The organism is Paenibacillus sp. IHBB 10380 (assembly GCF_000949425.1).
Taxonomy (GTDB): domain Bacteria; phylum Bacillota; class Bacilli; order Paenibacillales; family Paenibacillaceae; genus Paenibacillus_AQ.
This window is the reverse complement of record NZ_CP010976.1, coordinates 3,589,306-3,604,285: the sequence shown is the minus strand read 5'-3', so window position 1 is coordinate 3,604,285 and position 14,980 is coordinate 3,589,306. Positions and strand designations below refer to the sequence as shown.

The 14,980-nt window shown below is 43.6% G+C and carries 13 protein-coding genes and 1 riboswitch; of the genes, 12 read left to right on the top strand and 1 reads right to left on the bottom strand.

The annotated features are described in order from the left end of the window. Positions 1-119 precede the first annotated feature (119 nt). The 12 genes from cobD to UB51_RS16055 all read left to right on the top strand — a co-directional run bounded on the left by cobD (position 120) and on the right by UB51_RS16055 (position 13,091). Positions 120-1,205 (top strand): threonine-phosphate decarboxylase CobD, encoded by a 1,086-nt coding sequence (gene cobD, locus UB51_RS16110; RefSeq protein WP_044878181.1) that lies wholly within the window; start codon positions 120-122, stop codon positions 1,203-1,205. A gap of 33 nt (positions 1,206-1,238) precedes the next feature. Beyond that, entirely contained in the window at positions 1,239-1,964 is a 726-nt protein-coding gene (locus UB51_RS16105) for an adenosylcobinamide amidohydrolase (protein ID WP_324607717.1), read from the top strand. A 5-nt stretch (positions 1,965-1,969) separates the two neighbouring features. Then, positions 1,970-2,938 carry an adenosylcobinamide-phosphate synthase CbiB gene (gene cbiB, locus UB51_RS16100; RefSeq protein WP_044880210.1) on the top strand — a complete coding sequence of 323 codons (969 nt, stop codon included), beginning with the start codon at positions 1,970-1,972 and terminating at the stop codon, positions 2,936-2,938. Further along, positions 2,929-3,546 (top strand): histidine phosphatase family protein, encoded by a 618-nt coding sequence (locus UB51_RS16095; RefSeq protein WP_052675966.1) that lies wholly within the window; start codon positions 2,929-2,931, stop codon positions 3,544-3,546. Before cbiB ends, UB51_RS16095 begins: the two co-directional genes overlap by 10 nt. Positions 3,547-3,693: 147 nt before the next feature. Further along, positions 3,694-3,904, top strand: a riboswitch (cobalamin riboswitch). Positions 3,905-4,089: 185 nt separating this feature from the next. Continuing rightward, positions 4,090-5,091: an ABC transporter substrate-binding protein gene (locus UB51_RS16090; RefSeq protein WP_044878178.1), complete on the top strand. Its 1,002-nt coding sequence runs from the start codon at positions 4,090-4,092 to the stop codon at positions 5,089-5,091. Beyond that, on the top strand, positions 5,091-6,134 hold the full coding sequence (locus UB51_RS16085) for a FecCD family ABC transporter permease (RefSeq protein ID WP_044878177.1): 1,044 nt from the start codon (positions 5,091-5,093) through the stop codon (positions 6,132-6,134). Before UB51_RS16090 ends, UB51_RS16085 begins: the two co-directional genes overlap by 1 nt. A gap of 177 nt (positions 6,135-6,311) precedes the next feature. Next, positions 6,312-7,940: an alkaline phosphatase gene (locus UB51_RS16080; RefSeq protein ID WP_044878176.1), complete on the top strand. Its 1,629-nt coding sequence runs from the start codon at positions 6,312-6,314 to the stop codon at positions 7,938-7,940. Positions 7,941-8,135: 195 nt separating this feature from the next. Beyond that, a complete protein-coding gene (locus UB51_RS16075; RefSeq protein WP_044880209.1) occupies positions 8,136-8,921 on the top strand; it encodes an ABC transporter ATP-binding protein in 786 nt (261 codons plus the stop codon). A gap of 134 nt (positions 8,922-9,055) precedes the next feature. Next, a complete protein-coding gene (gene cobT, locus UB51_RS16070) occupies positions 9,056-10,126 on the top strand; it encodes a nicotinate-nucleotide--dimethylbenzimidazole phosphoribosyltransferase (RefSeq protein ID WP_044880208.1) in 1,071 nt (356 codons plus the stop codon). Beyond that, positions 10,123-10,695, top strand: coding sequence for a bifunctional adenosylcobinamide kinase/adenosylcobinamide-phosphate guanylyltransferase (gene cobU / locus UB51_RS16065; protein ID WP_044878175.1), 573 nt, complete (start codon positions 10,123-10,125; stop codon positions 10,693-10,695). The genes cobT and cobU overlap by 4 nt, the downstream gene beginning before the upstream one ends. Further along, positions 10,692-11,498 (top strand): adenosylcobinamide-GDP ribazoletransferase, encoded by an 807-nt coding sequence (cobS, locus tag UB51_RS16060; RefSeq protein WP_044878174.1) that lies wholly within the window; start codon positions 10,692-10,694, stop codon positions 11,496-11,498. Before cobU ends, cobS begins: the two co-directional genes overlap by 4 nt. Positions 11,499-11,510: 12 nt before the next feature. Continuing rightward, on the top strand, positions 11,511-13,091 hold the full coding sequence (locus UB51_RS16055; RefSeq protein ID WP_044878173.1) for a cobyric acid synthase: 1,581 nt from the start codon (positions 11,511-11,513) through the stop codon (positions 13,089-13,091). 90 nt (positions 13,092-13,181) lie between these two features. Here UB51_RS16055 and UB51_RS16050 read toward each other — a convergent pair whose 3' ends face one another. Then, positions 13,182-14,870: a methyl-accepting chemotaxis protein gene (locus UB51_RS16050; protein WP_044878172.1), complete on the bottom strand. Its 1,689-nt coding sequence runs from the start codon at positions 14,868-14,870 to the stop codon at positions 13,182-13,184. Between the last annotated feature and the right edge of the window lie 110 nt (positions 14,871-14,980).

The following is a 14,980-nucleotide window of genomic DNA, read 5'->3' as shown; positions in this document are numbered from 1 at the left end:
GTAAACGAAATGTTGTGGAGAAACAAAAGGGAAAATGGAAGAGACATTGACGTACGTTAATCAGCGGCATGATAATAACAAGATCATCGTTAAATTTATGGCGTAGGGGGAAATAAGAAATGCTCGAAGTATATGGACATGGTGGTGATCTGGAGAGCGCTGCTCAACTTTATGGAAGAGGAGTAGACACTTTCCTTGATTTCAGTGCCAATATCAATCCGTTGGGACCTCCTCAGGAAGTATTAAAGAGACTTCAGGACGCTGTAGCCTCTATTATCCGTTATCCTGATCCCGGTCATCGTGAGTTCAAAGAGATTCTAGCAGCCAAACTTGATGTTGCAACAGATGCCATCTGTGTAGGGAATGGTGCGGCTGAATGTATGGCACTCCTGTTACTAGCACTTCATCCACGGAAGGTGGGGATTGTGGAGCCGTGTTTCTCAGAATATCGCCAATTATCGGAGCAGTTTGGCGCAGAGGTATTCGCTGTATATGGCATTAAAGAACACGATTGGACGGCCTCGGTGAGTGATGTCGCGGAGTTAATACAACAGGTTGACCTTCTATTCCTTGGACAGCCGAATAATCCGAATGGTGTGCAGTATAAGTTGGAAGAGTTACGTGCTTTGGCGGAAACGGCTGAGGAATATGATACATATCTCGTAGTGGACGAAGCCTTTATAGATTTCATTCCAGAAGAACAGCGGAATTCGCTTCTGCTAGAGCTTACTCCATTTCCGCATCTTCTCTTAGTGCGCTCCATGACGAAGTTCTATGCCATTCCTGGCTTAAGATTAGGCTACGCATTGGCACATCCTAATATCATTAAGCTCATGCAGGGAAAACAAGTCACATGGAGTGTGAATGGACTTGCATTGCTAGCAGGTGAGATATGTCTGCAAATTAGTGAGGAATACGAACAGAAGACGATGGATCTAATCTCTTCGGAACGTAATGTTCTGACTACTGGACTCAAGGATATGGGCTGCGAGGTAAGTCCAGGAGAGGCAAATTTCCTATTGGTGGAGCTACCACCTTCTTGGAGTGCTGAAGATATGCAGCGTGAACTAGGATTGCGAGGTATACTCATTCGTAGTTGCGCGATGTATCCTGGGCTTGGACCACGGTATATCAGATTAGCAGTAAAGGGACATGAAGCTAATCTGAGATTGCTTAAGGAAATGACAAGCGTATTAGAGGAATAATCTGAGAAAAGAATTACAAGAATAGGAGCTGTAATGATGACAACACCTTTTGTGGATGGCGTAACGAAGCAATATCATTCTACAGTATGGCCTGAACTCACTTTGACTAGAGAAGATCAACATCTATTACTGCATTCGCCAATTCATTTAGATAGTCTTAGTAGTGCAGTTCACGGTGGAGGTAAGGGGTATATTAACCGCATTACTAATATTTACGTGGATCGATTCTATGAATGCGATAATCCAGAGCGAGATATTGCGAATTGGCTCGGAGAGTGGAAATACCCTCTTGAATCGACAGCAGGATTGCTAACGGCTGTTAAGTTAGAACATGCTGCAGTGTTGGAAGAGAAAGGGGAGGCTGCTTCTCTCTTTTGTTGCACGACAGCGGGAGTATCGAATGGCGCACGCGCTGGATCAGAGCGGACTACTTTTGCTGCTTACAGACCGGGAACGATCAATATCATGTTAATGATTGATGGTCAATTAACGCAAGCCGCGATGGTAAATGCAGTCATGACAGCGGTAGAAGCCAAGGCGGCGGCGCTTGCTGATCTTGATATACGCGATGTTGAAAATGATCTAGTTGCGACGGGAACGACTACGGATGCGATTGTGCTTGGAGTTAGTCAGAACAAGTCATATGAAGCCACTCATGCATATGCTGGAACGGCGACTGATCTAGGGGCGGCTATTGGACGTATTGTCTACGGGACCGTGAAGGAGAGCCTTCTAGCAGCAAGGGCAAGTCTTCGATAATGGCTATGAATGCCATATGGATTGTGCTAATTGCGTATGTTATAGATCTATGGATAGGTGACCCGCGCTGGCTACCCCATCCTGTTATTTTTATGGGTAAAGCAATAAAACGTATAGAAAAGTGGATACGGAGGTTCTTTAGCCGTCCTACAGCACTAAAAAAGGCAGGCATACTTTTACCGATTGTTGTGGTAGGGGGTTCTTTTGCCCTGACTTGGGGACTTTTGAAAGGGTTGTATATGATCCATCCGTGGGCTGCATGGATAGCAGAATCGATACTTATAGCTACAACCATTGCCATTAAAGGATTAAAAGATGCGGGTATGGAAGTATTCGGTCACCTCAGTCGTGGTGACTTACCTGCTGCTAGACAGGCACTTAGCATGATTGTTGGTCGTGACACGGAACATCTGGAGGAGCCAGAAGTTGTGCGTGGAACGGTGGAGACAGTAGCTGAGAATATCGTAGATGCCATTGTATCTCCTTTATTCTATGCTCTGATTGGTGGAGCTCCCCTTGCTATGGCATATCGAGCAGTGAATACGTTGGATTCAATGGTAGGTTACAAGAATGATAAGTACATGAATTTAGGCTGGGCTTCGGCTAGATTCGATGATATAGCCAACTATATCCCAGCAAGAATAACAGCTATATTACTGATCTTTAGCGCTAGAATAATGCGACTAGATGATAAGAGAGCGTATAGAACTGTAAAGCATGATGCTAGACTCCATCCTAGTCCTAATAGTGGCTATCCAGAATCAGCAGTTGCTGGAGCCTTAGGTATACGAATGGGTGGCGAGAATAGTTACCAAGGGATCGTGTCTTTCAGAGCTTATATGGGAGAAGCTACTCGGGTTATGAATGCTAGTGATATTAAAGCTACAATTAGACTCATGATCCTGACATCTTTGACATTTATAGTTGTAGGTCTACTTCTTATCTGGGTTGTAGGAGGGACATTATGGCAGTGACGTTGGAGCTATTATTGATGCGCCATGGAAAAACACACTGGAATGTGGATAAACGGTACTTAGGGCACAGCGATATAAGTATTACAAGGGAAGCGCGTGCGGAGCTGATCCCCCTGCGAAGACAGCTCATCGGTAGAACGTTTAGTAAAGTAGCCTGTAGTGATCTTAAACGTTGCCAAGAGAGTCTAGCCTTCGTAGCTCCTGAGCTTCTAGACGTTGCCATTTATGATAATCGTTTGAGAGAGATGGACTTTGGAGATTGGGAAGGAAAGACATATGAAGAGTTAAACGGACTCCCTCTGTATTGTGAATGGCTGGATCACCCACAGGCGGTTTTTCCACCAAATGGGGAGGCTTGGGATCTTTTTCAGGCAAGAATCAGGGACTTTCTGAATAGCTTAATCCCATTGACGTTTGAGGATAGGCGAGATCGTACGATCCCATCGGTGTTCGTTGTTACGCATGGTGGGGTGATTAGGCAGCTGATAACGATGAGTGTTCCTCAGCTATCCTTTTGGGATATGTCTGTGGAACCAGGTAGCTTAGTTAGGTTGCTACTTACTTTAGATGATGGATGCTGGACAGGTACTTTGCATAGTGAATATTGAGCTATCCATATTTGTATAGAATGTGAATTATCATATATTTTTGCTCGAGTAGATTGAACCAACAAGGTGAAACAACAAAAACTTGGTTGTAACAGCTATGCTTTTCACCTATAATCAACAGAGATGTGTAGCTTAAACAATAAATTTAATATTGTTGATTCTTAAGGTCCCGAGAGTAAGTTCTCTAACTTGCTGTTCAATCGGGTTAAAAGGGAAGCTGGTGTAAATCCAGTACGGTCCCGCCACTGTGTAACAGGGAATATCCTTATATGTCACTGTTCTGCCCTAAGGTAGAATGGGAAGGCTAGGATATGATTTACCTGTAAGTCAGGAGACCTGCCTTATGAGAAGAATGACGGTCCTTCGTGGAAAGGGTTACGTGTGCAAATAAGTACTTACGGGTGAAAGCTCCAGCTAGAGTACTCTCGACATTTATGAGCAACATAAAGTCTTGTAGACGTAATCCCTGATTCTGTGAACAATGGATCAGGTTTTTTTTGTTGTTATAAGCCAGTCAAGATAGAAAGGGAGATCAGAAATCTTATGAACAAATTAATGAAGTTGTGGACCTCAGGTCTACTTGCACTCGTACTAGCGTTATCACTTGCTGGATGTGGTGCAGACAACAAACAAGCACAGAATGCACCAGCAGTAGAGCAACCTGTAACGACTACGGAACAGCCAGAGGCAACAGAGGAATTGAAAACGGTATATCCATTAACCGTAAAGGATTCAACAGGAGAGTCTTTCACTTTCGCTGAGGCTCCTAAACGTATTGTATCCGTGTCTCCTGCAGAGACGGAGGCGCTATTCGCTATTGGTCTTGATAACGAAATTGTAGGCGTGTCTGATTATGATGATTATCCGGAGGCTGTGGTGTCCAAGCCTAAGATGGGTGGTGTTATGAAGCCGAATGAGGAAGCTATTATTGCATCTGAAGCGGATATCGTATTTACAGGTATTTCAATGAGCGAAGAAGCGGTAAAGAAGCTACGTGATCTTGGAATTCGAATCTTTAAGACAGACCCCAAGACAGTAGATGATATCTTAAGTAATATTGAATTATATGGCCAGATTACGGATCATCAAGCACAAGCTAAAGTGGTGACGGATCACATGAAACAAGAACGTGATGAAGTGATTGAAGCTGTTAAATCTGTTACACCCGAGCAAAAGAAGAAGGTATATGTAGAATTTTCCCCTGGTTGGACCGTAGGTAAGGGAGAATTTATGGATGAGTTGATCACTCTTGCGGGTGGGATTAACGTAGCTTCCGATACAGTAGGTTGGAATAAGATTAGTGAAGAGAAGATTATACAGGATAATCCTGATGTCATTCTGTATTCCAAGAATGTCATTGATGATGTGACTAAAAAGGGTCTGGATGACATGATTAAAGGCCGCAGTGGTTGGGATCAAATAGCGGCTGTGAAGAATGAAGCTATATTCGGATTGGATGATAACTTGCTGAGCCGTCCAGGGCCTAGAGCTACGGCAGGGCTTAAAGAAGTAGCAAAAGCTATCTATCCGGACTTGTTTAAATAATGAGCAAGAAGCTAGCGGGTTATAGCGGAGTAGGGATCATACTGCTAGTGCTAACTTTACTGATCTGTCTCGGAATTGGTTCAGTAAAGCTACCGATTAAAGATATCGTTATGATTTTAGTGCATCAGCTACCATGGATTGGAGATGCTGTGACACCTACTTGGAGCCCCTCTTTTGAACAAATATTGATCAAAGTGCGACTTCCTCGGATTATCCTAGGCATGTTAGTGGGAGCGGCACTGGCTGTAGCGGGTTCTGGATTTCAGGGTGTTCTTAGGAATCCATTAGCCGATCCGTATACCCTTGGGGTATCCTCAGGTGCGGCTGTTGGGGCGTCTGTTCTTATCTTTTTCGGTCTCCAATATTCTCTATTTGGTATATGGACGTTGCCTCTTGTGGCTTTTGTCGCAGGAGTAATTACGTTGTGGGGTGTATTGGCTCTAGCAAGAGAAGGTGGGAAGATCCCTACGAATCGTCTGATTCTGTCAGGTGTGGTGATGCAATCTTTTCTGGGAGCGATTGTATCCTTTCTGTCAGCGATGTCGAACAAAACCATTAACGAAATTTTATTCTGGACGATGGGAAGTCTTAGCTTGCGAGGGTGGTCGTATACGGCCATCCTTTTCCCATACTTATTAATCGGATTAATATTCATATGGAGTCGAGCTAGGTCACTTAATTTGTTATCACTCGGAGAGCGTCAAGCAGCTCATTTAGGACTTCATGTGGAAGGGCTCAAAATGGGTGTCTTGTTAGTGTCTACCCTACTAACAGCAGCTGCCGTGTCGGTCTCTGGCATTATCGGATTTGTCGGCCTAGTTATTCCTCATATGATTCGGCTGATTGTGGGCCCAGATTATAGGCTAATTGTTCCCTTGTCTGCGATCGGTGGGGGAATATTCATGGTGTTGGCGGATACGGTTGCCCGTTCCTTACTTGCACCGACTGAAATTCCACTGGGTGTAGTTACTGCTTTTGTGGGGGCGCCTTTCTTTGCTTATTTGTTATATCGTAATAAAATTAACGCACGAATGGATAAATAAAAGTCGAGCACAATTCTTTTTCTATCATGATTTAAAAGCAAGATTTGTAGAAAAATTGTATTTTGTACCGTATAAGTACAGTAAATTCTTATCATCCTACGCTACACTCTATCTGTGATGGTCTAATATGGTGAACAGACTAATTCACACAATAATTAGGGTAGAGGGGGCATGGATATGAAAGGAAGAAAGTTATTCTGCGGTATCTCTAGTTTTATGCTTTTATGTAGCGTTTTTGCTGGCGGCAGTGTTTCTTATGGTAGTAATGCGAGTGCCGGGGATCATGCTGTGAAGAATGTTATTCTATTTGTTACGGACGGAATGAGTCTGAACGGTGTTAATTTGGCTAGGTGGTATCAAGGAGGGGAACCGCTCTTCATAGATAAATACTTTACCGGATTGTCAAGAACCTACTCTGCCGATTCTCTAACTACGGATTCCGCTGCAGGTGCCACAGCCTTAGCTACAGGGCATAAAATTAAGAGCGAAACGGTTTCGATTCTTCCGGATAAGATCACTATGCCATTCATAGAGCCAACGAAGCTGAACGAGGCGAATAAACCCCTTCCTACGATACTTGAAGCGGCTAGACTCGAGGGAAAAGGAACGGGATTGGTATTTACATGTGAGCTTACGGATGCTACACCTGCTGTGTTTGCTAGTCATGCCGCCAGTCGGGAATTTGCGGGGTCTATTGCCGAACAAATGGTATATGATGGGGTCGACGTATTGCTTGGTGGGGGTTCAGACTACCTTGTACCTGGTAAGAAAGACAACAATAGAAAAGATGGCGAAGATCTTACAAAAGTTTTAAAGACTAACGGTTATGAGTATGTGACCAACAAAAATGAGTTATTAAAATCGAAAACGAATAAAATTTGGGGTCTTTTTCAATCGGAAGCGTTAGACGCTGATTTTGACCTTAATCCAAAGGAACAGCCGAACCTAGCTGAAATGACAAAAGTAGCTATCGACAAACTAGCCACCAACGAGAATGGATTTTTCATGATGGTGGAAGCGAGCCAAATTGACTGGTTTGGTCATGACAATGACCCGATTGGTATGATAAGCGAAATTTTAGCTTTTGATAAAGCTTTTAAAGTGGCGGTCGAATTCGCAGAAAAAGATGGCAATACGGTTGTCGTATCTACCTCAGATCATGCCACAGGCGGTCTGAATATGACAAATTATGATACAATGAACGATCTGAGATCGGCTTTAAAAGGCGTTAAACATACTAGCTATGGCATAGAGGGTTCAATTAACGAATCCAATATGAAGAAAGTGCTGAAAGAAGAGTATGGACTTACGGATCTGACCAAAGAAGAGGTGGCAGCCGTCAAAGTAGGGCTGAAGGATAATCTCTCTCCCGTAATTGGACATATGATCGGAGAGAGAATTGGCGTATCTTTTTCGACGGAAGACCACACGACTGATGAAGTCGGTATATTCGCTTATCACCCGAGAAACTTCAAACCTACTGATTTTATGGGAAGCGGAGTTATTATGAATTCGGATATAGGGAAATATATACAGCATGTTTCGGGCCTTGATGTGCCAGCCTTAGAAAAAACATTATATGTATCCGGTGCTGCCTTTATCGCTAAAGGTGCAACGGTCAAAATTGATTATGCGAATAAAGAGAATCCAGTTATCGTTGTAAAAAAAGGGAATCAAACATTGAAACTGCCGCTAGATAAAAATATCGCATTAATCGATGGTAAGACGATAAAGCTTAATACGCTTACATTATTAATTGGCGGTAAGACTTGGCTTTCGCAAGAAGCTGTTGATTTAATCAAATAGTATAATTACATGACTCTATTCACGCTCAGGTTAATGAGGATGCCTCGACAACCTGAGCTTTTTTTTAATTTTAGTGCGTCAAATTCCCCGCAGCTTGTTGCGAGGATGAGGATTATTGTTCGAAGGGATGAAATGAGTTCTTGTTCCACTTATAATGAGGAGTAGGGGATACGCAATGTGGAAAGGAACAATGCTATGATTCAAGTGAATCGTGTAGAGAAGAGTTATGGTGGCTTTATGGCACTTCAAGATGTAAATTGGACTGTGCAGGAAGGTGAATGGTGGGGGATTATTGGTCCTAATGGGAGCGGTAAATCGACATTGTTACAGATGTTATCAGGTGTGGAGATAGCCACCTCGGGTAACATTACTATCAAAGGTAAGGATATTAAAAGCTATAGTCGTAAAGTTCTTTCTCAGATGATGGCGGTGCTGGAGCAGGATGGACTACCAGCAATGGATTACCCCGTTCGGGATGTGCTGGAGATGGGGAGATTTCCTTTTCAGGATTGGCTAGGTCGCGATCAAGGTGACAATGTTGATATTCTTGTTGAGGGGATTATGGCAAAATTAGAGTTGCTGGAGCTTTCGGATCGTTCCGTTGCTGAATTAAGTGGAGGACAAAGACAGCGAGTGGCACTAGGCAAGGTGATGGCGCAGGAGCCGCAAATACTGTTACTTGATGAACCTACTACATATCTGGATATTCATTATCAACTTCAATTTATGGAGCTAGTGGCGGACTGGCGTGCTAGTTCAGGTATTACAGTCATTGCTGTGTTACATGACCTGAATTTAGCTGCGCAATTCTGTGACAAGCTGTTGGTGTTAGAAGATGGTCAAGTTGCAGGAATGGGTACACCTCAGGACATACTTACTGCCAGCAACATTCGAGATGTGTATGAGGTAGATCCTGTCATTGTGACTCATCCTGATATTGAAGTCCCTCAAGTGCTTCTTACTCGTCGCAAGCTAAAGTGAACGATGGAATATACAGTGATGTTACGAACAATCTGTCATCGTAGCGGTCTTCTATTAACAGCGTTACTTTTTTAAACACTGATTTTGATTTTGGATATAACAATATTACGAAATTAATTGGAGGATGATGAATGATGAAATATGATTTCATGGAAAAAATTGGTGTAATAAGTCAACTAGATACGGAAGCTATGGTAGCAGCACAAGCACATATTGCCAATTTGACTGTGCCTCCCGGTAGTTTAGGGAAGCTAGAGAAATTAGCTGTTCAACTTGCGGGAATTACAGGTGAAGTGAAGCCAACGTTCACGAAACGCGAAGTTATTATTATGGCAGCAGACCATGGGGTATGTGAAGAGGGCGTTAGTGCCTTCCCACAGGAAGTGACGCCACAGATGATTCTTAATTTCCTAGCGGGTGGAGCCGCTGTTAATGTACTTGCCCGTCATGCAGATGCTGAAGTGGCATGTGTGGATATAGGTGTTATGAGTGATTTGTCTCATCCTAACCTTCTAAGTCGAAAGGTCCGTTATGGTACGGCAAATATGGCTAAAGGTCCAGCCATGACACATGATGAAGCAATTCAGTCCATTCTCACAGGAGTTCAAGTTGTACAAGAAGCTGTTCAACGAGGCGTTCGTCTATTCGTAACGGGAGAAATGGGGATTGGTAATACGACAGCAAGTGCTGCTGTGATGTGTGCTCTTTCGAACATAGAAGTACAAGACGCTGTCGGACGAGGAACAGGGTTGGATGATGCGAAGCTGTTACATAAGATAAATGTAGTAGAGCAAGCACTTCGTGTTAACTCGCCGGATGCATCAGATCCTCTGGATGTGCTTGCCAAGGTAGGTGGGCTTGAGATTGGAGGGCTTGTAGGTGTTATTCTAGGAGCCGCGGCTCATCGTTGCCCAGTTGTTATTGATGGCTTCATTTCTAGTGCGGCGGCCTTGATAGCTCAGAGAATCTCACCCATAGCATCTGAATATATGATCGTGTCTCATGTTTCTCATGAACAGGGACATCGTTTGCTTCTTGAACAACTAAATTTAAGTCCTGCCTTACATTTAGATATGCGAATTGGTGAAGGAACCGGTGGAGTGATCTGCCTACATCTTATTGATGCAGCCTGTAAAATTGTAAGTGAAATGGCTACCTTCGAGAGTGCTGGAATTTCATCAGGAACACAGGAGAATAGGGGATGAGTATTCTCGTAACTGGGGGTGCACGCAGTGGGAAGAGTACTTTCGCTGAGAAGCTGTGCATGACATTAGCGCCTGAGGCGATCTATATCGCTACGGCGCAAGCTTACGATGATGAGATGAGGGAGCGGATTGCACTTCATACGATGGAGCGCAGTCAAGCAGACTATACTTGGACAACAGTGGAAGAACCAATCCGCCTTCCTGAGCTTCTTCAAGAATGGGGAAATATTGATCGTTCTAATGGTGATAAGGCTCCAACGATCATGGTGGATTGTCTCACAATATGGTTAACCAATGTATTGTTGTCTATAGATGAACAGCAGGATGTGGCCCAGAAGGTGAAAGATGAAATACAGAGGCTCGTAGAACAAGTGGCGTCTTATCCAGGACATATCATTCTCGTAACGAATGAAGTGGGCGATGGCATCGTGCCGGAATATCCGCTTGGGAGACTGTACCGTGATCTTGCTGGGTTTATGAATCAGGCAATGGCTCGCATTTGCTCACAGGTATTTTTAGTTACGGTAGGGATTCCAATAGAACTGAAGAGCTTGGAGTATAAGTTATGAGCAGACAGGGGCAAGCGGCTACGGCCGCTTTTCAATTTCTAACTCGGTTCCCCGTACGTGGGAATCTTGATTATTCGCCTGAGTTGTTTCGTCAAAGTGTGAAATTCTATCCACTCGTCGGTGCAGTTATCGGCTTGTTCGTATGGTTAGGTGCTGCGGTATTCTCCTTATTACTTCCTCCACTTCCGGCCGCTGTCTTGACTCTTCTATTATGGGTTGGAGTGACAGGTGGACTGCATTTGGATGGCTGGATGGATACAGCGGATGGGCTTCTAAGTTACCGTTCCCGTGATCAAATGCTAGAGATCATGAAGGATAGTCGGGTCGGAGCGATGGGTGTTCTGGCGTGTGTGTTACTTCTTATGCTAAAGGTTTCGTTAATTTATTCCCTTCTTATTGATAGAAGTTACTCGGGTCTTCTGTTGTTACCTATGATTTGGAGTCGTTGGTTTATGGTGTACGCGATGTCGGCTTGGCCGACTGCGCGCGGTAAGGAGGGTCTAGCTGCGAATTTCAAAGGATTAGCTCAAGGGCAATCACGTTTGACTTTGTTGTGGGCGATTCTGTTGTCAGGCATTGCAGCAATCGTGCTTCCGTTGATTGGGACAGGAGACCATCTATGGACGACTTCATTCATAGGTTGGATCTTACTTCCACTTATCGCATGGATGACAGGTGTATGGATGGTCAAGCGGATGATCGCGAAGTTAGAAGGATTAACTGGAGATACCTACGGGGCACTCAATGAATTTTTAGAAGTGGTTATGCTGCTACTGCTTGTAATGTTACATTATCACATATAGGAAGTGGAGAATATGCAGAACACAGAGTCAAATAAACCTGAAGGTAGTAAACAAGCTACAGTGCTGATGATGCAGGGAACAGCCTCAGACGTGGGGAAGAGCGTCATCACTACGGCATTGTGCCGTATTTTCACTCAAGATGGCTATCTTACGGCTCCATATAAGTCACAAAATATGGCTCTCAATTCTTATGTGACGCAGGATGGTAAAGAGATCGGCCGCGCGCAAGGGGTACAGGCTGAGGCATGTGGAATTCAAGCTACGACGGATATGAATCCTATTCTGATCAAACCCATTAAGGATATGCATTCACAGATTGTAGTCCATGGGTCTCCCTTACAGACGATGAGTGCTTCAGATTATCGTAGTCTGTTTTTGACGAAAGCTAAAGACATGGTGATGGATGCGCTAGGACGTTTGCGTGAGCAATATGACATCGTGGTGATGGAGGGTGCAGGAAGTCCGGCAGAAATCAATCTCAAAAACAATGATATTGTCAATATGAATTTGGCAGGTTGGGCAGATGCCCCAGTGATCCTAATCGCAGATATTGATCGTGGAGGAGTATTTGCTTTTATAGTTGGAACTTTAGAGTTACTTGAGCCACATGAGCGTGATAGAGTGAAAGGATTTATTATCAATAAATTCAGAGGAGACGTATCTTTACTGGAACCCGGATTGGAATGGCTAACGGAACGGACGGGGATTCCGGTGCTCGGTGTGCTTCCTTTTATTGAAGAAATAAAGATTGAGGCTGAGGATTCTGTTGCCCTTGAAGCACTACGTATGCTTAATAACGATAATCATGACATCGATATTGCCGTCATTCAATATCCACGTATCTCTAACTTTACGGACTTTGATCCATTAAGAGAGGAACAAGATGTAGCACTCCGCTATGTGAGAACAGTAGACGAGCTTGGACATCCTGATGTCATAATTTTACCTGGTACGAAAGATACGATCGGAGATTTAGAGTATCTTCGTAATCAGGGATTTGAAGAGGCCATAGAGCGTGCGATACAGATGAATGCAACACAGATCGTGGGCATATGCGGTGGGTACCAAATGCTTGGTGAAGAGTTGCATGATCCGTATGCAGTGGAGGCAGGTGAACCTCGTAGCGCGGAAGGGCTTAGCTATCTTCCTGTATCGACTACTTTTCTGAAGGAGAAAACAACGGTGCGTGTAAAAGGAAGCCTTGCTCCAGAACATGCATTATTCATGGAAGCGTACAGTAGGGCTATTGCCGTGGAGGGTTATGAGATTCACATGGGTGAAACGGTATGCATGGAACGCGGTCAGGCCGTGCCCTTATTTCATCTTCAGCGTTTAAATGGGCAAGTTGAGAGTGAAGGCTGGGGAACACCTGACGGGAGTAAATGGGGCACATATCTGCATGGAATATTCCATAATGACTCTTTCCGAGGTGCTTGGCTTAATCGTCTTCGTGTGGACAAAGGGCTCTCGCCAGTAGGTCGGACTTTCAGCACTAGTGCACGCAAGGAGCAGGAATTTGACCGTGTCGCGGATATCGTTCGTAGCCATGTTGATATGAAGGCTGTGTATTCGATAATGGGTATCCATAAGTAAAACATTGGGAAGGTCTTCATAAAGGTAATATAAAAGGGTGCCTCTCAGGTCTGTATAACCTGAAGAGACACCCTTTTTGTATATCTAATTTTATATTTTGAACTGCTCTATTGCTTTCTGAAGCTGAGTCGCATGCTCATGAAGTCTCATGACCGTTGTGCGGTGTCCATCCATTTCAACGAGTTGTAAATGACTTGTCGTGGAAATTTCGCTCATACTGTCACGTGATCTTGATGTAATCAACGCCGCCTCTTCAACAGAAGCACTAACTTCCTCGGCACCAGCAGATACTTGTTGAGTTGCTGCAGATACGGACTGTATAGTCTCATTTACATTTTGAATGAGTGTCATCAATTGATTGAAGGCATTTCCAGCGTTCTGAACTAAATCTGTACCTGAACGGATCTCTTGGTTTACACGATTCATCGTACTCACTGAATTTTCAGTGTCATTCTGAATCATTAATAAATGCTCTTCAATTTGCTGCGTTGCGGTACGGGACTGCTCTGCTAATTTTCGAACTTCCCCTGCAACAACGGCAAAGCCACGACCATGCTCGCCAGCTCTTGCGGCTTCAATAGATGCATTTAGTGACAGCATTTGAATCTGTGTGGTAATCTCTGAGATGGCAGTCACCACTTGTCCAATGACTTGAGAACGCTGATTCATTGTACGGAATGATTCAAGTGAATCCAAAGATGTTTGTTCAAGCTGCTGCATTTGCTCTACGGCATGTTGAGCTAGTGAGTTACCATTGATGGCTTCATTGGAAGCTTGAGCAACTTGTTCTGATACCTCACTAGATGAAGTGGCAATATGCATAATACCTTGCGTAATCTCATTCATCGCTTTGGAATTTTCTCTTGAAGAGATAGCGATATTCTCGCTCCCTTGATCAATTTCCTTGAGAGCTGAATCTGAAGTTCCAACCATTACCTTCATTGTTTCTGCATGTTTAATCAACTCATCTGAACCATTCAGTACTTCCACAGAAGTTTGCTGAACATGTTCGATCATTTCTTTTAGATTGTGCGTCATCGTTTGGAAGCTTGTAGCCAGTTGAGATACTTCGTCATGTCCTTTAACGGCAATATCTTGTTGTAAATCACCCTGTGCCAAAAGATTACTATGGGCTGCAAGTTGTGTGATAGGACGTGTAATACGGCGGCCAATAAAGTAGGCAATACTCTGCCCTAGAATCATGACTATGAGGGTAATCACGATACAAATCCAAAATATATTTTGCGTTTCATGTGTAACAAAGTCTGCATTCATGTTAATGGCAAGCACCATCGTACTTCCTGCCAAAGGCATATATGTAGTCTTGAATGTTCCATATTGATTGCTGTATACATCACTTGAAGATTCGGAACCTTTAATAGCATCTCTCATAGCTTGTTGAATCTCAATAGGTTGTTGCACTTTAATGTCTGATTTACTATTCGCAGCTAGAACGATGGCTTTGTCGTCTTTTATATCAGCTAGATAGATATTGTCTAGGCCATATATTTCAACCTGTTGTTGGAAATAATATGAGATAGTGGACATGGACCCCTCATTACCTTGCTGTGTTTGAAGTGCTTGAGAGGAGTCTAAATTTTTGTATGTACCCTGAGAGCTCACCTTAAGATTTTTATCGATTTCAGGCAAGACATGGTCTTTAAAGATATCCATAGAGATGATGTAAAAAGATATGCTGAATAGCAAAGAAGATAACAACAATACCGCAAAAACAGTGAGCATAAACTTACGTCCTATAGAATACGAAATTCGAAACATAGGCCTGACCATCTCCTTAACCATAATTATTTCTCTAATTTAGTTCTTTCATATCACAGACTATATCCTAAATTTTTACGAATGTGAGGAGGCACCTCAGCATACATAGG

Coding starts and splice junctions, on each gene's coding strand:
- UB51_RS16085 (WP_044878177.1), top strand. CDS start 5,091: ATGAGCAAGAAGCTAGCGGGTTATAGCGGAGTAGGGATCATACTGCTA.
- cobD (WP_044878181.1), top strand. CDS start 120: ATGCTCGAAGTATATGGACATGGTGGTGATCTGGAGAGCGCTGCTCAA.
- UB51_RS16075 (WP_044880209.1), top strand. CDS start 8,136: ATGATTCAAGTGAATCGTGTAGAGAAGAGTTATGGTGGCTTTATGGCA.
- cobU (WP_044878175.1), top strand. CDS start 10,123: ATGAGTATTCTCGTAACTGGGGGTGCACGCAGTGGGAAGAGTACTTTC.
- cobS (WP_044878174.1), top strand. CDS start 10,692: ATGAGCAGACAGGGGCAAGCGGCTACGGCCGCTTTTCAATTTCTAACT.
- UB51_RS16105 (WP_324607717.1), top strand. CDS start 1,239: ATGATGACAACACCTTTTGTGGATGGCGTAACGAAGCAATATCATTCT.
- cbiB (WP_044880210.1), top strand. CDS start 1,970: ATGAATGCCATATGGATTGTGCTAATTGCGTATGTTATAGATCTATGG.
- cobT (WP_044880208.1), top strand. CDS start 9,056: ATGAAATATGATTTCATGGAAAAAATTGGTGTAATAAGTCAACTAGAT.
- UB51_RS16050 (WP_044878172.1), bottom strand. CDS start 14,870: ATGTTTCGAATTTCGTATTCTATAGGACGTAAGTTTATGCTCACTGTT.
- UB51_RS16055 (WP_044878173.1), top strand. CDS start 11,511: ATGCAGAACACAGAGTCAAATAAACCTGAAGGTAGTAAACAAGCTACA.
- UB51_RS16095 (WP_052675966.1), top strand. CDS start 2,929: ATGGCAGTGACGTTGGAGCTATTATTGATGCGCCATGGAAAAACACAC.
- UB51_RS16090 (WP_044878178.1), top strand. CDS start 4,090: ATGAACAAATTAATGAAGTTGTGGACCTCAGGTCTACTTGCACTCGTA.
- UB51_RS16080 (WP_044878176.1), top strand. CDS start 6,312: ATGAAAGGAAGAAAGTTATTCTGCGGTATCTCTAGTTTTATGCTTTTA.